The sequence below is a fragment of the Paenibacillus crassostreae genome, assembly GCF_001857945.1.
Classification (GTDB): Bacteria; Bacillota; Bacilli; order Paenibacillales; family Paenibacillaceae; genus Paenibacillus_AQ; species Paenibacillus_AQ crassostreae.
This window is the reverse complement of the sequence record NZ_CP017770.1, coordinates 2,303,754-2,324,130: the sequence shown is the minus strand read 5'-3', so window position 1 is coordinate 2,324,130 and position 20,377 is coordinate 2,303,754. Positions and strand designations below refer to the sequence as shown.

At 37.9% G+C, this 20,377-nt stretch carries 13 protein-coding genes; all 13 read left to right on the top strand.

The window, feature by feature from the left end:
* Positions 1 to 46 precede the first annotated feature (46 nt).
* The 13 genes from LPB68_RS10815 to LPB68_RS10755 all read left to right on the top strand — a co-directional run bounded on the left by LPB68_RS10815 (position 47) and on the right by LPB68_RS10755 (position 20,350).
* Positions 47 to 1,690: a response regulator transcription factor gene (locus LPB68_RS10815; RefSeq protein WP_068654667.1), complete on the top strand. Its 1,644-nt coding sequence runs from the start codon at positions 47 to 49 to the stop codon at positions 1,688 to 1,690.
* Positions 1,691 to 1,731: 41 nt separating this feature from the next.
* Complete coding sequence (locus tag LPB68_RS10810) at positions 1,732 to 3,405, top strand: extracellular solute-binding protein (protein WP_198402105.1); 1,674 nt, start codon at positions 1,732 to 1,734, stop codon at positions 3,403 to 3,405.
* A 36-nt stretch (positions 3,406 to 3,441) separates the two neighbouring features.
* Positions 3,442 to 5,190: a sensor histidine kinase gene (locus LPB68_RS10805; RefSeq protein ID WP_068654665.1), complete on the top strand. Its 1,749-nt coding sequence runs from the start codon at positions 3,442 to 3,444 to the stop codon at positions 5,188 to 5,190.
* A 157-nt stretch (positions 5,191 to 5,347) separates the two neighbouring features.
* A complete protein-coding gene (locus LPB68_RS10800; protein ID WP_232510132.1) occupies positions 5,348 to 7,339 on the top strand; it encodes a glycoside hydrolase family 43 protein in 1,992 nt (663 codons plus the stop codon).
* 259 nt (positions 7,340 to 7,598) lie between these two features.
* Entirely contained in the window at positions 7,599 to 8,984 is a 1,386-nt protein-coding gene (locus LPB68_RS10795) for an extracellular solute-binding protein (protein ID WP_068654663.1), read from the top strand.
* A gap of 99 nt (positions 8,985 to 9,083) precedes the next feature.
* Complete coding sequence (locus LPB68_RS10790) at positions 9,084 to 11,978, top strand: extracellular solute-binding protein (RefSeq protein WP_068654661.1); 2,895 nt, start codon at positions 9,084 to 9,086, stop codon at positions 11,976 to 11,978.
* A 15-nt stretch (positions 11,979 to 11,993) separates the two neighbouring features.
* Entirely contained in the window at positions 11,994 to 12,950 is a 957-nt protein-coding gene (locus LPB68_RS10785) for a carbohydrate ABC transporter permease (protein WP_068654659.1), read from the top strand.
* A gap of 2 nt (positions 12,951 to 12,952) precedes the next feature.
* Positions 12,953 to 13,828, top strand: coding sequence for a carbohydrate ABC transporter permease (locus tag LPB68_RS10780; RefSeq protein ID WP_068654657.1), 876 nt, complete (start codon positions 12,953 to 12,955; stop codon positions 13,826 to 13,828).
* 16 nt (positions 13,829 to 13,844) lie between these two features.
* Complete coding sequence (locus LPB68_RS10775) at positions 13,845 to 15,305, top strand: NHL repeat-containing protein (RefSeq protein ID WP_068654655.1); 1,461 nt, start codon at positions 13,845 to 13,847, stop codon at positions 15,303 to 15,305.
* Positions 15,289 to 15,924 carry a YIP1 family protein gene (locus LPB68_RS10770; protein ID WP_068654653.1) on the top strand — a complete coding sequence of 212 codons (636 nt, stop codon included), beginning with the start codon at positions 15,289 to 15,291 and terminating at the stop codon, positions 15,922 to 15,924. The genes LPB68_RS10775 and LPB68_RS10770 overlap by 17 nt, the downstream gene beginning before the upstream one ends.
* A gap of 16 nt (positions 15,925 to 15,940) precedes the next feature.
* Positions 15,941 to 18,487, top strand: coding sequence for a DUF5696 domain-containing protein (locus tag LPB68_RS10765; RefSeq protein WP_068654651.1), 2,547 nt, complete (start codon positions 15,941 to 15,943; stop codon positions 18,485 to 18,487).
* Positions 18,484 to 19,386: a carbohydrate ABC transporter permease gene (locus LPB68_RS10760; protein ID WP_068654649.1), complete on the top strand. Its 903-nt coding sequence runs from the start codon at positions 18,484 to 18,486 to the stop codon at positions 19,384 to 19,386. The genes LPB68_RS10765 and LPB68_RS10760 overlap by 4 nt, the downstream gene beginning before the upstream one ends.
* Before the next feature lie 16 nt (positions 19,387 to 19,402).
* Positions 19,403 to 20,350, top strand: coding sequence for a carbohydrate ABC transporter permease (locus LPB68_RS10755; RefSeq protein WP_068654647.1), 948 nt, complete (start codon positions 19,403 to 19,405; stop codon positions 20,348 to 20,350).
* Positions 20,351 to 20,377 lie beyond the last annotated feature (27 nt).

Sequence of the window (20,377 nt, the reverse complement as noted above, 5' to 3'; positions counted from 1 at the left end):
TGGCTTAACAGTTGGGTGCTCATTAAGCAAAAGGAGAAGATCCTGGATGTACAGACTACTGATTGTCGATGATGAAGAAATTATTACAGAGGCCTTGTACGAAGTGTTTAATCAATTTATGCCAGGTGAATTAGATATATGTAAAGCTTTCTCAGCAAAAGAAGCATTAAATTGGTTGTCACGAACCAGAATAGATATCGTGCTTACTGATATTCGCATGCCCGGGATGAGCGGTTTAGAGTTGATGGAAGAAATCCGAATATATTGGCCAAGATGTAGAATTATTTTTTTGACAGGATATAGCGAGTTCGAATATGCGTATCAAGCGATTCAAAAGTTGAACGTTAGATATTTATTAAAAACAGAAGGCTACACAAAAGTCACTCAAACCGTGCAGGAAGTTATATATGAGATTAATAATGAGAATCAAATGAATAATTTGTTGGAACAATCACAAGAACAGATGGATACGCTAGAATTTATGGCTCAGAGCGAATATTTCAGACATTTTCTACAGGATAGTCAAACAATCTATAAGCATCAAGGTTCAGTAATACAAGAGTTTGAAAGATTAAATATTGCTTTAGATCCCAAAGTTCCTGTTGTTTTAGCACTTGGTCATTTGTCATATTCTTTTGAAGCAGCATATATAGAAAAAAGTGAGTTGTTTTCATTAACGAGAGTTATTTGGAATTCCTTTATGACAGAGCAAATTAACAGTGTTGCACTAGTTGACAAATATGGCGATTTATTGTGGTTTCTTCAACCATCACAGCTTAAAGATGAAAAGTTTACTAATCACTTAATAAAATATATGGAAGGTACTTTAGAATTAATTCAGCGAGCATGCTTGGAAACACAAGGCATCACAATATCATTCACAATTAGTGGAAGATCCTGTACATGGAATGAAATAACTAATCAGTATGAACGCCTTAGACAACTACAGAGGATGAAGATTGGCGATGGAGTCTCATTGATTCAAACTGATCGAGTTGAGCAGACCATTACTTCAAATTCGAATGAAGGTTTTCGGCTTGGGCCCAAAATGGAGGTTTTGAGCGCACATCTAGATGCCGGGAGGTCTGAGGAGTTTTTTAAATGTTTTGATGAAGTTGTTCAATATACTTTGAATATGAGTGAATCGGTTCATCGCTCCGTTGAATCCTATTATTCACTAGCGTTAGTATTGCTATCATATATCAATCGGTTTGGTTTGCATCATCATATCGGTGAGTACAGTAAATTAATGCTTTTAGATAAACATATATCCATGACAGAAGGATTTCAATATTTGCAATTATTGGCTGAACATATGTTTAAACAAAAATTTATGAATGAGCAAAACAGAGCATCTTTAATCATTGGGAAAATTCGTAAATTTGTAAAAGATCATTTAAGTGAAGATTTATCGCTTGTTCGTTTAGCAGAAGTTCATTATTTCAATCCATCCTATTTATCGCGTTTCTTTAAGCAGGAACATGGGGTTAATTTATCGGAATATATTGATGAATGCCGAATTAAAAAAGCCAAGGAGTTATTATGTAATGGAGATTTAAAAGTTCGTGATGTTGCCTTATTGGTTGGGTATGAAGCAGCACATTCATTTACACGATTTTTTAAGAGAGCTACAGGGATGACCCCACAGGAGTACCGAGATTCAATCATTGTGGAACGATATTCTGGTTAGCTAATGAAATGATATCTATCGGAATGGGGGTGCAGAGTGCTATGTTTAAATGGGCCAAGTTTATTATATTAACTCTATTATTTATTGTGATATTAATGGCCTGTGAGAAAGAGAATAATACGACCGATAATATCGATAATCCCATTGAGCATAGCGAGTATAGTAATGACTATAAAGAAATTGGACTTAGTCAATATGACCCGCCCATTGAGGTTTCGTTTGTTCGTGAAACAAGTAATGATTTGGAAGATTTAATTAATATATTGCCGGATGAAACATTAGAGAATAATAGATGGAGCCGGATGTATGAGCAAATATTAGGCATTTCGATTCATTATGATTGGACCGCGCAAGGCGATCTATATAGTCAAAAGCAGAGCTTCTCCGTTTCATCGGGTCAATTGCCAGATATTACTAGGGTTAGTGCTGAGCAACTCAGAATATTGAGTAATGCGGGCTTAATTCAAGAGCTGACGGATGCTTACAAGGATTATGCGACGCCGTTAACGAAGGAAATATTGGAGCAAGAAGGCCATGCGCCATTTGATACGGCAACAATTGACGGGAAATTAATGGCAATACCAGAAACCACCTCTTCCATTGAAGGAGCCATGTATATATGGCTGCGTACCGATTGGATGGAGCAGCTTAATCTACAGCCGCCACAGACGATTGATGATGTATTGGAAATTTCAAGAGCGTTTACATTAATGGACCCAGATCAAAATGGTCTAAACGATACATTAGGTTTAGCAATTACAAATTATCTGTGGGATCCTATTATGGGCATTAAAGGCTTTATGGCAGGCTATGAAGCATATCCTGAGATTTGGATAGCTGATGAAGAAGGTAATCTTGTATTTGGCGGAATCCAGCCAGAGGTGAAAACTGCACTAGAAACATTACAGCAAATGTATAAAAATGGTCAACTCGATTCGGAGTTTTCATTTAAAAATGGTGAGAAAGTCAAGCAACAAATTGCGAGTGGAAATATAGGGATGGTGTACGGTGAGCAATGGGGATCATTCTTAGTACAGGAAAGCCAAAAGCTTAATGCCAATGCAGACTGGAAAGCATATCCGATTGTTGCTTTATCAGACGAGCTACCTAAAGTACCTTTGAAATTAAACACTTGGCAATATTTTGTTGTACGAAAGGAGTTCGCGCAACCAGAAGCTATTATTAAATTAATTAATTTGCATCTCGAAAAAAATTGGGGAGGAACTGGTGAATTCGAAACATTCTATAGTTCTCCACATCCAGTATGGAAGCTATCCCCGGTAACACCATATCCAGCGAAAAAGAATTTTGAAGCCTACCAACAGCTAGAAGCAGCGCGACGAACAGGAAATTGGACGGAGCTCAATGCGGAGGCTCAATCGATCCAAAAGCTAATTAAGAAATATCAATCCGGAGGAGAAGATAAAGAGCATGGTTGGGGCTGGGAGAAGACTTATGGAACAGATGGGGCCTTTTCTATACTTGATCAATACGAACAAAATAATCAGCTTTTATATGAAGCATTTACAGGTGCTCCTACAGAAACAATGATCGAGAGGAAATCGTTGCTACATGATCTTCAACATGAGGCATATATCAATATCATTCTTGGTAATTCAATTGACGAATTTGATCAATTTGTTGATACATGGCATGAGCTTGGTGGAGCGAAAATAACAAAGGAAGTCAATGAGTGGTATAAACTAAATAAATGATCATAAAAACATTTATGCAGGCTCGGAGGTATTGCCTTGTTCAATTTTCCTGTAACATCATTACGTAAAACTATTTTTTTTCGTTCGGTGTTTACGTACCTGCTTGTTTTTATACCAATTATTATGCTCGGATTTTACTTGTACAACTGGAGCTATAATAATGCTAGCGATGATATTTCAAGAGCGACCGGAACACAATTAAACTACTATTTAGAAGATCTAGATCGTGAAATTGAGTGGATGGAGCTACAGCAATTCGATCTTGTAGAAGATAGCGAATTGAGTAAGCTTGCTGTGACTTGGGGTTTGATGAATAGTGTGGAAAGAAGACAAAGTTTAAACTATGTCTTACACCGACTTACATCATTTAAAAACAGCAGTGCGTATATTAAAGATATTAATGTGCATATTTATAGCATTTCCAAAACAGTTTCTGCAACAAATTCTGTTGTCGATCTTGATGAGCAGGCCTATACACAATTAACCGCTAATGTTTCTACGAATCGCAATCGACTATATTATTCAGGTGAGGCTCTCCATCTTATCGCTGTAAAGTATGGAGGCGGTAAAGGAGAACTACCAAACTATGTAGTTCAGATCGAATTAGATGGCGCAAAACTGAAGCAGTCATTACAGCAGCTAAGTGTCTATCCAGATAGCGGCTCATTTCTTATTTCAGAGCCGTCAGAATTTACATTGATGAGTAGTGATGAAGCATCAGATGTTGTAAATAGTTATTTGCATGAGGAGAAAAGCGGAAAAAGCAGTATGTCAACGCTAGAGGTTTCTGGAGAGCAGTATCATATGGATAAGGCTTATTCCAATAATCTAATGCTTACACTTGTTACTTATTTGCCCGAGAAGACGGTGAAAAGACCGTTAAGCTTTTTCTATAAATGGGCGTGGTTATTTGCTGTTGCTTCCTTTATAGCGATTGTTGTCTTTTCATATTCGACGTATCTCTTTATTCATAAGCCGTTATTACTGCTTGTGCAAAGCTTTAGGCGGATGGAGGCAGGAGAGCTAGATCATCCAATCGTTCATGACAAAAAAGATGAATTTGGCTTTTTGTATACTCGCTTCAATCAAATGCTTAAGAAATTAACAAGTCTAATTGATCAAGATTATAAGCAAAAAATGATGATGCAGAAATCTGAACTAAAGCAGTTGCAATCTCAGATTAATCCACACTTTTTGTATAATAGCTTCTTTATTTTGAATTCCTTAGCAAAGGTCGGAGATGTCGAGCGGATTGAACAATTTACAATTATGCTGGGGGAATATTTTCGCTTTATTACACGTAATGGAGAGGATCTCGTTTTACTCGAGGAAGAAATAAAACATTCCCGTATGTATACCGATATTCAAGAACTTCGTTTTTCAAGAAGAATACGTGTACGATTTGATGAATTGCCAGATCAAATGAAAGCTATTAGAATACCAAGACTTATCGTACAACCAATTATAGAGAATGCGTATGAGCATAGCCTTGAGAAGAAGAGTGAGCAAGGATTGCTTTGCATTACATTTGAAAAACATCAGGATACTATTCATATTATTGTAGAAGATAATGGTGATCATCTATCTGATGAACAACTTTTCATGTTGCAGAATCGACTCCAGCATAACTCAGAAGAAAATGAAATAACAGGTATAATAAACATTCATCGACGTCTCGTATTAACGTATGGTGATGGCAGTGGGCTTAGATTAGAGCGAAGCGAACTTAACGGATTGAAGGTTATCATTTGTATTCAAATGAATAATGATATGCTGCTAGAGTGACTCGAATGAGTCACTTTTTTTGTGGGCAATTTGAGGGAGTAGTTAAACCTATAACTTGAGGGGTCATTCACCCTCAGTTTGACAGGTTGAAGCAGTGATATTGAAGCGTTACGATTTAATAGATAAATTGGTGATCATGGTTAAAAGGGGGCTATTAATGAGTGTTAATTCTAAAATAATGTATATATCATCAGCTATCTTATTCATTTTTATTGCAATCCTATTTATTGGATTTAATCGACTATTTGATAAGAATTCAGAGGTGATAACAAAGACTGTTCTGACCGCTTATTTGAAAGAAAGTCATGTAAAACTTAGCAAAGATAAGGGCAATAGCTATGACCTAAGCTTACTGTTAGATGATTTGCCTGATGGGCAGATGTTCCAGCAACTTCGTGCGACCATACATTTTCCAGACTGGCTTGAGATTGATCGTATTGTTGCTAACGAACAAAATACGGCAGAAGTAGAAACATCATATGAAGGTGTTGAAGGTGGTATTGCATTACAAATAAATACTGTGAGTGATACAACGCAATTATTTGAAAATGTTGATTTGAGTAAGGAGCTTGTAAAGATTACATTTAGACTTAAAAAGGAGCTAGTTGAAATGATAGATGATGAAGTAAAGGTAGATTCTTTGGAAATCATAGATTCAGCACAACAGAAGGAACAAATTGATGTAAGTGGAGCAGTATCCAAGTTTTCATATGCACCACCCGCTGAGCCGGTAGGTAAAGCTGTATTAAAGGGAAATCCGTTAGTTTCTCACAAATTTGGAGCTGATCCTTATGCTTTAGTATATAAAGACAGGGTCTATCTTTATATGACGAATGATGTATTTGAGTACGATGAGAGTGGTAGTGTCAAGGATAATACTTATGCAAATATTAATAAACTCTCGGTCATTTCGTCGGATGATCTAGTTAACTGGACAGACCATGGCGTTGTTGATGTGGCTGGTCCAGCTGGTGCTGCGAAATGGGCAACACAATCTTGGGCACCTGCTGCGGTGCATAAAGTGATTGATGGAAAAGATAAGTTTTTTATTTATTTTGCTAATAATGCCAGTAATATTGGTGTGTTAACGAGCGATAGTCCAACTGGACCGTGGATTGATCCTATTGGAAAGCCATTGCTTACTAGAGAAACTCCTGGCGTGGAAAAAGTAACGTGGCTGTTTGACCCAGCTGTATTAGTAGATGACAATGGAAAAGGGTATATCTATTTTGGCGGTGGTATTCCAGATGGACAGGAAGAAATGCCAAATACAGCTAGAGTGATGGAGCTAGGCAAAGATATGACTAGTGTCTTAGGGGAAGCTCAACCCATTCCAGCTCCGTATATGTTCGAGAATTCTGGAATTAACAAAGTGAATGGCAAATACTACTATACGTATTGTTCAAATTTCTATGATGGTGTTCGTCCTGACGGAAGTCCTCAAGCAGGTCAAATCGCGTATATGGTCAGTGATTCTCCGATGGGTCCATGGACATATGAAGGAATGATTCTGAAAAATCCAGTACACTTCTTTGACATAGGTGGAAATAATCATCATGCCATTTTCGAATTCCATGGAAGCTGGTACATCGCTTATCATGCGCAAACATTGTCTAAAGCGATGGGAGTACCGAAAGGATATCGATCAACGCATCTGAATCAGGTCTTCTTTAATGCAGATGGAACGATTCAGGAGATTATTGCTAATTATGAAGGTGTAAAGCAACTGAAAGCATTAAATCCATACGTTCGAGTAGAAGCGGAGACTATCGGTTGGAATGCAGGAATAAATACTGAGGCGATTGTTGATGACGCTCAAGCTCATTCTGCTAATCGAGCAGTAACAGATATTGATAACGGCGATTGGATTGCTCTTTCCAATGTTGATTTTGGTACGAAAGGTGCTTCTTCTTTTACAGCATCTGTGGCTAGTGGAAGTTCTTCTAGTAGCATTGAAATTCGATTGGATAGTCCAGACGGCAAACTGATTGGTGAGCTATCTATTCCTGCAGGTAATGGACTAGATCAGTTCAATGAGCTTCAAACTGAGATTAAAGGTGCAGATGGAGTTCATCACTTATTCCTTGTATTTAGAGGAGAGACTAATCGTAAGCTAATCAAGTTTGATTACTGGCAAGTTCACAGATAGTGAATAGTTTGTGAATCGTTATCCCCGTATCTAATAGGTACGGGGATTTTTATTTATAAGAAATATATGTGCAATTTTTTAGATTGTAAGCAAATCTTTACTTGTTTCTTTATCGCTCGATATGTGAACCGGTCTATAGAAAGGAAACCTATAATTAAGCAGGCTTAATAACTGAATATAGGCAGGTTGTTGATCAACAGATGAAAGCGCTACAATTCGTTGTGTAACTAACTCTCGAGGGTGAAAAAGGGGGAAGAAAATGTTAAATAAAAATAGGTTGTTAATGATGCTGTGTCTTGTATTTGTTTTAGTAATATCTGCTTGTAGCGGGAATTCAACAAGTGGTAATTCAGCAAATAATGGTGCTCCTGAACAATCAAGTGAGCCAGTGGTAACAGATGTTGTACCGAGTGAAGATGTTGAAGTAGTTAATGAGAACCCAAATGCAACACCTGAAATGGATTTTGATATGGGTGGAAGAACGCTTAAAGTTGTTTCATGGTGGGATATGACCATTGGAGAAGATAACCCAGACAGTATCCAACGTAAAGAGAATTTAGAAGCATTAAAGGCAAAACATAATTTCAATATTGAATATGTCGCTATTGATTATGGCGAGTATCAATCGAAGGTCGTTGCATCGCTGATGGCAGGGGAGCCACTTGGCGATATTGTCAGGTTAGGTAAAACATATACGGTTCCAACATTGGTTAAACAAGATTTACTTTGGCCGATTGATGAGTATACAACCAATGCGAATGTCTTTAATCAAAAGACAACTAATGAGTATATGCAGTATGAAGGTAAGGGTTACGGTTTTACTGAAGATCAAAGCTCCTTTATAGCAGGTGTTTATTACAACCGTACACTTATGAATCAACAAGGATTGAAGGGGCTTCAAGATTACGTGAATGAAGATAATTGGAATTGGGAGACATTCATTCAAGTAGCGAAAGAAGCTAATAAAGATACAAATAATGATGGAAAGCTTGATATTTGGGGATTATCTCAAGGTGGTCTACTAGAGCAAGCACTATATTCCAACGAAGCAGGGCTGACTAATGGAGGTGAACAGAGTTTAGAAGATCCAAAAACATTAGAAGCATTGAACTTTATATCTAGTCTAGCTACAGGACAATTTATACGTCCTACCGAAGGTGGGGATTGGACAGAACCTAGTCAATTTTTCCGTCAAGGTAACACATTAATGTATGTAGGTGCTGGTTATGAAGTTGAGGGTATAAAAACAGATATGGCTGATTATGATATCGGTTTTGTTCCATTCCCTAAAGGTCCAAGTGCTTCCGCATATCATACAGGTGAAGCATTATACCAAGCCTTAACCATTCCGAAATCAGTTGAAAATCCTGAACAAATCATGTATATATGGGAAAAAATCAACGATATTGAATCTATGTATGATTATCCATCTCAAGCTACATTAGAGAGTAACTATACAAATGAGGATGACATCAATAATGCACGCATTGCAGCAGACGGAATGGTGGTTCTTGACCATAACACATTCCCCTCCTTCCCTTATTGGGATTTCCTTGGTGAGTTAACTACAGGAAATTCAGTATCTTCTGTTGTTGAAAAGTATAAAGCAACGCTTCAGTCAGCAATTGATGAAATTTATAAATAGTAACCTTCGGTACTAATTATCAACAGTCCCCAGTTAGATTTGATCTAATTTGGGGACTATTAATGAAATTGATCTCTTTTTTGTAAGGAGGGTATGCAGTTGAATATTAGAAAAAAGAACTACGTGATCCTCTTCATAGTTCTTACCTTAATCGTAACATCTATATTTATTTTTAGTCCTTCAAGTTCATCGAAAAATCATCAAGCTTTAGCTATGAGCCACTTTGCTGCAATAACTGATTCTGAAGGTGATGGTTATGATCAATATTTGAATCAATACATATCTGCAAAACGACCAGCCGAGGTTATTCGCATTGAGGGAGAAGACTTCCTTGAAACGGTTGGGGAAGGTTTTGAAATTGTTGATCAATATGAGGGATTAGCTGGTCAGGCAGTGATTACACCGGAAACAGGATCTATTACTTGGAACCTTCAACTCGAACAGGTAGGGCTATATAATATCAGAGTTCATTACTACCCCATTGAAGGGAAGAGCTCTGCGATTGAAAGAGAGTTTACTATAAATCAAGAGGTACCGTTTAGAGGTGCAGATATTCTGATGTTTGATCGCGTATGGGGCAATTTAAGCGATGAAATTAAGCAGGACGACAGAGGGAACGATCTTCGCCCAAGACAAGTGGAGAAACCTAAGTGGCAAATAGCAGATTTTATTGATGGTGAGGGTTATTATGAAGAACCGTATTTATTCTATTTTGAAAAAGGTAAACAAACGATTTCTTTGAATGCGTTAAGAGAACCAATGGCCATTGATTACATTGAGCTCTATCAGGAAAAGGAACTATTAACGTACGTGCAATTAAATAATGAATACGATTCAAATGGGGTTCAGCCAACTTCGGACCAATATATTGTTGCTCAAGCAGAGGATGCTAACTACAAATCATCCCCTACGTTATATCCACTTACGGATAGATCTAGTTCTTCTGTTGAGCCATATCATGTGTCTAAGCTTAAAATCAATACAATTGGAGGAGTCAATTGGAAACTCCCGGGTCAGTGGATAGAATGGGAAGTTGAAGTAGAGGAAGATGGATTGTATCAAATTGGTTTAAAACGGAAGCAAGATCAGCTAAGAGGGATATATGCAACTCGGAGCTTAATGATTGATGGAGAGTATCCTTTCGAAGAAATGAAACGAATTCATTTTAATTATAAGACCGATTGGCAGATGGATGTATTAGGTGAAGATGAACCCTATTTATTCCATTTAAATAAAGGGACACACAATATACGATTAATGGTTTCGCTCGGTGACATTGCACCATTACTTCGAACGATCGAATCTAGTGTGCTACAGCTTAATGATATGTATCGCAAGATACTGATGATTACGTCTAATTCACCTGACCCATATCGAGATTATCAATTGGAAAAACGAATTCCAGACATGCTAGATGTGTTATCTGAACAAGCAGAAATCATTCAAAGTGTAGCAGACTATCTTGAACAAATGACAGGCGAACGTAGTGATAAAGTATCTGCCTTACACTCTCTTGTTCATCAATTGAACGATATGGTGGAATATCCTGACACGATTGCAAAAAGGTTAAAAACGTTCAAACTCAATGTCGGAAGTTTAGGCACATGGATACTAACCGTGAAAGAACAACCGCTTACGCTAGATTATTTGGTCGTATCTTCTCCTAATGTACAGCTTCCTAAAGCTAACGCTTCTGTACTTGATGAAGTGAAGCATGAGGCAGGTGCATTGCTAGCTTCGTATACAGAAGACTATGACAGCATTGGAAATACGAAAGAAAGTGACCGTTCAATTACAGTCTGGGTTACTACTGGCCGAGACCAAGCTCAAGTATTGAAGGGGTTAATCGATGAAACATTTACGCCTGATACAGACATTTCCGTACAGCTTAGGCTAGTTGCCGGTAATATATTGCTGCCTGCTACGCTTGCTAATGAAGGTCCAGATGTAGCTATGCAAGTTGGCGAGGATGTGCCGATCAATTATGCGCTACGTAATGCTGCAGCCGATTTGACGCAATTTGACGATTATGACGAAGTCACTACACGGTTCCGAAATAGCGCTCTAGTGCCTTATCAATACAATGATGGGTTATATGCATTACCAGAGCAGCAAACATTCCCCATGCTGTTCTATCGTAGTGACATTTTGCAAGAACTTGACCTAGAACCACCAAAGACGTGGCAAGATGTTTACAATATGATCTCCGTATTGCAAAAGCATAATCTGGAGTTCTATTTACCGCTTGATAATCCAACGAATAATGCAAGCATTGTACCAAACGCAACTTTTGCGATGCTGCTTTATCAAAACGGCGGAGCTTTTTATAATGAAAACGGAACAAGAAGTTTATTTGATTCCGAGGTTTCTATGGAAATGTTTAAGAAGTGGTCACAATTCTACACCAACTACAAGTTCCCACTACAAGCTGATTTTCCTAATCGATTCCGTACGGGTGAAATGCCAATTGGCATTGCAGATTATACCACTTATAACGCATTAACGGTCATGGCGCCTGAAATCCGAGGTTTATGGGACTTTACAATCGTTCCGGGTACGGTTCGAGAGGATGGTACGATCAATCATCAAGTAGCGAGCTCAACGAGTGCTGTGATGATGCTTGAGAATGCTGAAGATAAGGAATCTGCATGGGAGTTTTTGAAATGGTGGACGTCCAAAGAAACGCAAATTCAATATGGACGTGAAATGGAAGGATTGATGGGTGAAGCAGCACGATATCCAACCGCGAATATTGAAGCACTAAAAGAATTGCCATGGCCAGTTAAAGATTATGTACATCTTGAAAGTCAGTGGCAATGGGTTGAGGGGATTCCACAAGTCCCTGGTGGATATTTTACAGGTAGACATTTGGATAATGCATTTAGAAAAGTGGTAAACGGGAATGAGAATCCTCGAGAAGCTTTATCTGATTATATTTTGTATATAAATGATGAAATCGCCATTAAACGGAAAGAGTTCAATTTACCTTATTAGTTTGGAGGTGGAAGTATGCAAGTCGGAACTACGAATCAAACCGTAGAGAGTTCTATCCAAACGATGAAAGAATCGCGATGGACTAAAGCTATGAAGGAGTTCAAGAAAAATAAGCATTACTATTTTATGATGAGTCCGTACATGATTATTTTCTTTACATTTACCGTCATACCCGTAGTGTTTTCTTTAGTGTTAAGTTTCTTCTATTTTAATATGCTCGAATTTCCACGATTTATAGGCTGGCAGAATTATTCGAGATTGTTCCTGAATGATGATGTCTTTATGATCGCATTAAAAAACACATTTTTATTTGCGATTATCACGGGACCAGTAAGCTATATTGCCTGTTTTATTTTTGCATGGATTATTAATGAGCTCTCACCGAAGATTCGTGCATTTATGACCTTGGTATTCTATGCACCTTCGATTTCAGGAAATGTGTTCTTTATCTGGTTAATCATATTTTCAGGTGATAGTTATGGATATCTAAATGGATTTCTAATGAAAGTTGGTATCATTCTTGAACCGATTCAATGGCTAGCCGATGAAAAATATATTCTCGCTATCGTTATGATCGTACAGCTATGGTTAAGCTTAGGAACAAGTTTCTTAGCTTTTATTGCGGGATTACAGACGATTGATCAATCGCTTGTTGAAGCTGCAGCTATGGACGGCATCAAAAATAGATGGCAAGAGCTATGGTTTATAACACTACCATCGATGAGACCACAACTGATGTTCGGTGCAGTCATGCAAATCACTGCATCGTTCGCAGTAGCTGAAGTGTCTATTGCACTCGCTGGATTTCCTAGTGTCAACTATGCAGCACATACAGTTGTAACGCATCTTATGGATTACGGAACGATTCGTTTTGAGATGGGTTATGCATCCACAATCGCAACGGTACTGTTTGGAATGATGATTGGGACGAATATAATTACGCAAAAGCTATTGAGAAAGATAGGTGAGTAACGATGGTCGTAAAAACGCTAGCTCGTTTCCGAGCTCCTAAAAAGCTGAATCGATCATTTACAGTCAGCTTTTTACTATTCGTTATTCTTGCCTTGTTCGGTTCATTTATGATGCTACCGTTAATTTATGCCGTGAATAATGCCTTTAAGCCACTAGATGAATTGTTTATATTTCCACCACGATTTTTTGTGAATAATCCGACCTCGGACAACTTTACTGATTTAGTTGCACTCATGGGGAATTCGTGGGTACCGCTTTCTCGATATATAACCAATACGCTGCTCATTACTATCATTGGTACTGTTGGTCATATTTTACTAGCATCTGCAGCAGCATATCCACTATCTAAATACAAATTTTTTGGTTCGAAAACACTCTTTTCAATTGTTGTATTGTCATTAATGTTTTCAGGGCATGTCACAGCGACACCTAACTACATGGTGATTTCATGGCTGGGGTGGATCAATACACATGCCGCGATCATCGTGCCTTCATTGGCATTTCCATTAGGCCTGTTTTTGATGAAGCAATTTATGGAGCAAATTCCAGATGCATTATTGGAAGCGGCTAAAATTGATGGAGCGAGTGAGTATCGAATTTTTTGGAGTATTGTGATGCCAAATGTAAAACCGGCTTGGTTAACCCTACTTATTCTTCAGTTTCCTGCACTTTGGGGTACTGATGGAGGGAACTTTATCTATAGCGAAAACTTAAAGACGCTTCATTACGCACTTGGTCAGATTATTCAAGGGGGAATTGCACGTGCAGGTGTTGGAGCAGCAGTTGCACTAATTCTAATGGTTGTTCCAATCACGCTATTTGTCATCTCGCAAAGCAGCGTCATTCAAACGATGGCGACATCAGGGATGAAAGAGTAGAAAGGAGCCATGCACAATGTTGAAATGGAATAAAAAAAATAAATGCTACCTGTTATTAGTACTTTGCTGTTTCTTGTCTATGAGTTTTGGAGGAACTCTGGTTCAAGCGGAAAGCGATTCAGATTCCTATAACTATTCATACTGGGGAAATACAGTTGGTTCTCCAGCCCCTTATCAAGCAACAGCACTAATGGATGGGAATAGTCTAAATGTTGGAATCTTCAACGAGCCAAGTGATCTTCATGTTACGTTAGATCATCACATCTATGTGTTGGATTCAGGAAACTCACGAGTAGTTATATTAGATGATCAGTACAAAGTATTGGACATTATTGACTCCTTCTTAAAGGATGGACAACAGGAGATCTTTTCTAAACCACAAGGTATTTTTGTGACGGAAGATAAGCATATATACATTGCAGATACAGGCAATAAACGAGTGGTTCATCTTAATCAGAATTTTGAGCTTATGAAAGTTGTGGAATCTCCGCAATCAGAACTATTGCAAGAAAATTTTGAATTTCTACCTGTCCGGATCGTCGTAGATAATGCGAAGCGTATCTACGTGATGGCTACTGGGGTGTTTGATGGTTTCATGGAATTTAATGCTGATGGCGAATTCACAACGTTTATTGGTGCTAACCGTGTCACTATTGATCCAATCGAATATTTATGGAAAACGCTATCAACGAAAGAACAGCGTAGTCAGATGGTTCAGTTTACACCGATGGAGTTTACGAATCTGGACATTAATGATGAAGGATTCATTTATGCAACAAATGGGCAAGAGAATGACAATATTAAGAAGTTAAATGCGCAAGGTAACAATATTTTACGGGAAGAAGGATATTTTCTACCTAGTGGGGACATTTCCTACAGCTCAGATGTTGGTCCCTCTCGGATGATCGATATTGACGTTACGAATAGCGAGATATACTCCGCCCTCGATTCCAAGCGTGGTCGTATATTCACTTATAATGGCGACGGACACTTAATGTATGTATTCGGAGGATTAGGTAATCAATTAGGGGAATTTGTTGCTCCAGTAGCGATTGCTCGAGTGGGAGATGATTTCCTGGTGCTGGATAAGGCGCTTGGGGAGATAACAATTTTCCGAACAACAGCTTATGGACGGACCTTGAATGAAGCGGTTAGAAGCTACTATCGTGGCGATGAGGAAGCCGCTTATAAGCTTTATAATGAAACGATTAATATGAATGCGAACTTAGAGTTTGCTTATTCAGGTATTGGGAAATCGCTTATACGTCAAGGAGATTATGACGGAGCGATGACATATTTCAAAGAGAGTATAGACCAGAAGGGCTATTCAAAAGCGTTCCTTCTGCATCGTAAAGAAGTGCTTCGAGGATACTTTCCAATAATTATGACGTGTATTGTCTTGTTGGTATTCATAACATTTATATGGAGCAAGGTGCGCAAAACGAAGGGAGGAAGGAAGATTGTCAACATGGAGTAAAGAGCTGATTAAATACCCATTTAATCTCATTACCCATCCCTTTAACGGCTTTTGGGACCTAAAATACGAGAACAACAAAAAGGATAATTTATTCATTTCATTTGTTGTGTTGTTCTTATTAGTTATAACAAATATTTTACACAGTCAATACAGTGGCTTTCTAGTTCATATCTACAATCCCAAAGGCATGAACAGCATCATGGAGATTGTATATGTCGTTGTACCTGTATTATTTTGGAGTATTGCTAATTGGTCACTTACAACGTTAATGGATGGTGAAGGTAAATTTGTTGAAATATTCAATTCAACATGTTTTGCATTGATTCCACTTGTCATTATCAATTTTCCATGGATTTGGCTGAGTAATGTGATCGCGTTGGAAGAGACAACCTTTTATTACTTTTCAACAAGTTTTGCTGTTTTATGGTTTGTATTCCTTTTGTTTGTAGGGAATATGACCATACATCAATATACACCCTTCAAGGCAATTGTAACGATGCTTTTGACGGTTGTAGCAATGGGATTCATGGCTTTCCTTTGTTTATTATTTTTCAGCTTGGTGCAGCAGATTATATCTTTCGTATCCGTTATTTATCAAGAAATTGTCATGAGGAATTAGGAAAGGAGGGATAGAAATGAGATTTGTTAAAACAATCATTGCGATTATTTTAACGGGGTCTACTCTTGTTGGATGCTCAGCAACTAATAGCTCCAATATAAGCTCCACAAGTGAGCTAGGAGAGACAGTATTCATCCAAGGAAATAGCGTGAGTAGTTCTTTTACTGATTCACGCGTTCAAGGCATGAAGGGCATCGTACAAAATGATCAGTTGCAATTATTTATTGACGATCAGACGGGAGCGATTGCTGTTCTCCACAAACAAAACGGAGAGGTCTGGTATAGCAACGATCCGAAGCGAGATTCAGATACACTAGCTTCTGGGGTTAATAAAGATATGTTGTCTTCTCAATTAAAGCTAGATTATTATAATTCGCTTGGTCAACTTAGTTCCATTAATTCTTACACGGATAGCGCTGTTCATAAACAAATTCATTATGAACTCATTCACAATGGGGTGAAGGTAACATATCAATTTGGAAAGGCTGTGAAGTCAGTTGATGATTTACCAATAATGTTAAGTGCAGCTCGATATGAAGAGTTGTCCAGTAAAATGGATAAAACAGGCCAACGAGCGTTAATGATTGCTTATAAAAAAGAGAAGGAAACGTCGACATATGTAAGAAATGATACCGCGCTTCAAGGATTACAGCTAGAGCGTGGATTAAAAGCCTTTGAGGATATTGGTTATACCGAGGAAGATCTGATAAAGGATGCGCAGGAGCATAATTTAAGTCAAGCGAAACCAGAGCCGAGAGTATTTCTTGCTTCGATCGAATATATGCTGGATGGAGATGGTCTAATCGTAAACATACCAGTGTCAGATATTCAATTTCCCGAGGAATATCCGATTAACTCGATATCAGCGTTAAGTTTTTTTGGAGCAGGAGACATGAATGAGCAGGGATCGATATTGGTTCCAGATGGGTCAGGAGCTTTAATCCATTTTAATAATGGAAAAACGAAATATCCAGCATATCAACAACAAGTTTATGGTCCTGATATGACCATGGAAACAACGGAAGATGCGAATCAGGAACAAAAGGCTAGGTTACCTGTGTTTGGCGTCATTCATGAGCATAGTGCAGTACTTGGCATTATTGAGCAAGGGGCTTCAGTGGCAACTATTAATGCAGATATTAATGGTAGATTAAACAGTTACAATTACGTTTATCCAAGCTTTTATGTTGTAAATAAAGGCGAAGTTACGCTCAATGCGAATGATCAACGACGTTCCATTCCAAAGTTTCAAGAAGAACCGATGAAGACAGATTATACTGTACGTTATGTTTTCCTTGCAGATGAGCAAGCGTCTTACCAAGGAATGGCTCAAACCTATCAACAATATTTATTAGAGAACAATGGTTTACCGCTACAACATGATAATCAAGAAAACGCGGACAGCACGTTTTATTTACAATTAATCGGTAGCATATCCAAACAGAATCATTTCGCAGGAATTCCTTATGATGCGATTGAACCACTTACAACTTTTGAGCAAGCACAAAGTATGATCAAACAATTACAGGAGCGTAACATTAAGCAAATTGGACTTAAGTATTCTGGCTGGTTTAATGGAGATTTGGATCATAAAGTACCTACTAAAGTAAGTGTGGATAAAGTCATCGGAGGAAGCCAAGGCTTACGAGATTTTGTAGCCTTTACTAAGGAGCAGGGAATCTCGCTATTTCCAGATACTGCGTTGTTAATAGCGAATTCAGGTGATAACTTTAATGAAAAGAAAGAAGCCTCACGAACATTAAGGGAAGTTCCTGCAACGTTATATCCTATAGATTTAGCATTAAATCGACGTGATCGAAGCAAGTCACCTTCATATGTGATCTCACCACGATATGTTGAAAGGTATACCCAATCTATGCTTAATGGCCTGAGTGGTTATGAGACAGACGGTATTTCACTACGAGATTTGGCTGATCAATTGAATAGTGATTATCTAAAGAATAATCAAATCGATCGTGTAGAATCTGAGAAGATTTCAGTTCATGCACTAACCACGATTCGTGAGCATAACCAGAACATTCTCGCTAATGGAGGCAATGCATACGCGTTTCCTTATTTGACAAACATTACAAATGCACCGATGACGAGCAGTCAATTTAAGATAGAAGATGAGGAAATTCCTTTCTATCAAATGGTACTTCGAGGGTATATTGATTATACAGGAGCTCCGTATAACCTTTCTACCTACACTAATGAGAAACAGTATATATTGAAAACATTGGAGTATGGATCAGGTGTTTACTTTGAATGGATTCATGAACCGAATTATAAAGTAAAAGATACAGATCATAATGATTTATACGCAGTTAATTATGAACTCTGGATTGATCAAGCGGCAGAAATCTATCAAGGAGTGAATGAATTTCTGAAGCAAGTGAGTCATGAACGTATCATTTGGCATGAGGAGCTTGAGGATGGTGTATTCAAAACGACGTATGAGAACGGCTTATATGTCATTGTTAATTATAATGATACTCAAGTGACAGCTGATGGTAACATTATCGAGAACGAGGGCTATATTACGGGTGGTGATAAATCATGAAATTACTAATGAAACTCGGAATCAAACCAAAGACATATGCCCAGCAAAAGGCAATGTGGGGATTTATCTACGTCTTACCATGGCTTATAGGATTTATCTTTTTCTTTTTCATACCTCTGATGTCTTCTATACGCTATAGTCTGAGTTCTATTCAAGCGAATGCGAATGGAATGATCATTGATTTTATAGGGATAGGGAATTACGTTGAAGCGTTAACTGTAAATACAAGCTTTAACCGAAGTTTGATAGAATCGATTGTTGATATGGTTGTAAATGTACCTTTGATCGTAATCTTTAGCCTGTTCTTGGCAGTGCTCTTGAATCAAAAGTTTTTCGGAAGATCGCTAGCGAGAGCAGTATTTTTCTTGCCTGTTATATTAGCTTCTGGAGTTATTCTATCATTGGAGAGTACTAGCTTAATTCAAGCTGTAAATGAGCAAAATGCTGGAAATTCAGTAGTCATTAGTTTTGAACTACAGAAGATCATGCTGCAATCTGGTGTAAGTGAAACGATAGTCATGTATTTAACGGGTGCCGTTGACCGTATTTATGAGATTGTCAGCCTATCTGGAGTACAGATATTAATTTTCTTGGCAGGCATTCAGAATATTTCTCCACAATTATATGAAGCATCGAAAATGGAAGGGGCAACAGGGTACGAATCATTTTGGAAAATTACTTTTCCAATGGTAAGTCCACTTATTTTTACAAACTTGATTTATACGATCATTGATTCTTTTTCTCGTAACACCTTGACGGACTTAATACGTGAAACGGGTTTTACCCAGTTTAACTTTGGTTTAAGTTCAGCAATGGCATGGATATATTTTCTGTGTATTGCGATTATTTTGTTAATTAGTACGTTTTTGATCTCCAAAAGGATATTCTATCATGAATAGAAAGAGGGTGTAGGAGTTGGTCTTTGCTAAATTGTTATCCATAGAAATCTGGAAAAAATGGTTGTGGTCATTCGTACGATATACCCTAATTATTGGCTTATCGTTCGTAATCTTGTACCCTATTTTGCAAAAAATATCGACAGCGATAAAACACAAATCTGATCTATATTCGCCAATTGTTATATGGATCCCTCAAAACTACTCGTTCGATAATTTTAAGCAAGTCATTCAAATTATGGATTATTGGGTAACATTGTTGAATACCTTTGCTTTATCCTCTATGACAACGTTGCTAACCGCAATTTCATGTGCTCTAGCTGGTTATGGGTTTGCACGATTAAAGTTTAAAGGAAGTAATCTATTGTTTGCAGGGGTTATTTTGACTATTCTTGTGCCTCCGACAACCATACTAATTCCTATTTACTTAAATCTAAAGGACTTTACTTTAATGGGGATAATACCATTACTTACTGGGAAATCCGTTAATCTATTGAATTCCTACTGGCCGTTTATCTTGACATCGCTGACCGCTAATTCGTTAAAAGCAGGCTTGTATATTTTTATCTTCCGGCAATTTTTCAGAGGGATTCCGAAGGAGATTGAGGAGGCTGCCTACATCGATGGGGCTGGGATTGGAAAAACGTTTACTAGAATTATGCTTCCTAATGCTATCCCTGCGCTTATTACGGTCACGATATTTTCATTTGTTTGGCAATGGAACGATAGCTTTTATACGACAACTTACTTAACCTCAAGCAAAGTGATGTCAACGCAGTTATCTTCATTGCCCTATAATCTTGCAATACAGCTAGAAGGTGGAGCTACATCAAAAGTGGATCCATTCTATCAGAGCATGGTACAGGATACAGGAATTTTGCTTGCTATGTTGCCACTAATCATTATTTATTTGTTTGTTCAACGTTATTTTGTAGAAAGCATCGAACGCACAGGAATTGTTGGATAGAAAGTAGATCAACAGAGCGCCCGGCGT

Excerpts from the sequence above, each read along its gene's own strand:
- LPB68_RS10765 (WP_068654651.1), top strand. The coding sequence starts at position 15,941 with ATGAGATTTGTTAAAACAATCATTGCGATTATTTTAACGGGGTCTACT.
- LPB68_RS10800 (WP_232510132.1), top strand. The coding sequence starts at position 5,348 with ATGAGTGTTAATTCTAAAATAATGTATATATCATCAGCTATCTTATTC.
- LPB68_RS10775 (WP_068654655.1), top strand. The coding sequence starts at position 13,845 with ATGTTGAAATGGAATAAAAAAAATAAATGCTACCTGTTATTAGTACTT.
- LPB68_RS10785 (WP_068654659.1), top strand. The coding sequence starts at position 11,994 with ATGCAAGTCGGAACTACGAATCAAACCGTAGAGAGTTCTATCCAAACG.
- LPB68_RS10760 (WP_068654649.1), top strand. The coding sequence starts at position 18,484 with ATGAAATTACTAATGAAACTCGGAATCAAACCAAAGACATATGCCCAG.
- LPB68_RS10780 (WP_068654657.1), top strand. The coding sequence starts at position 12,953 with ATGGTCGTAAAAACGCTAGCTCGTTTCCGAGCTCCTAAAAAGCTGAAT.
- LPB68_RS10795 (WP_068654663.1), top strand. The coding sequence starts at position 7,599 with ATGTTAAATAAAAATAGGTTGTTAATGATGCTGTGTCTTGTATTTGTT.
- LPB68_RS10815 (WP_068654667.1), top strand. The coding sequence starts at position 47 with ATGTACAGACTACTGATTGTCGATGATGAAGAAATTATTACAGAGGCC.
- LPB68_RS10810 (WP_198402105.1), top strand. The coding sequence starts at position 1,732 with ATGTTTAAATGGGCCAAGTTTATTATATTAACTCTATTATTTATTGTG.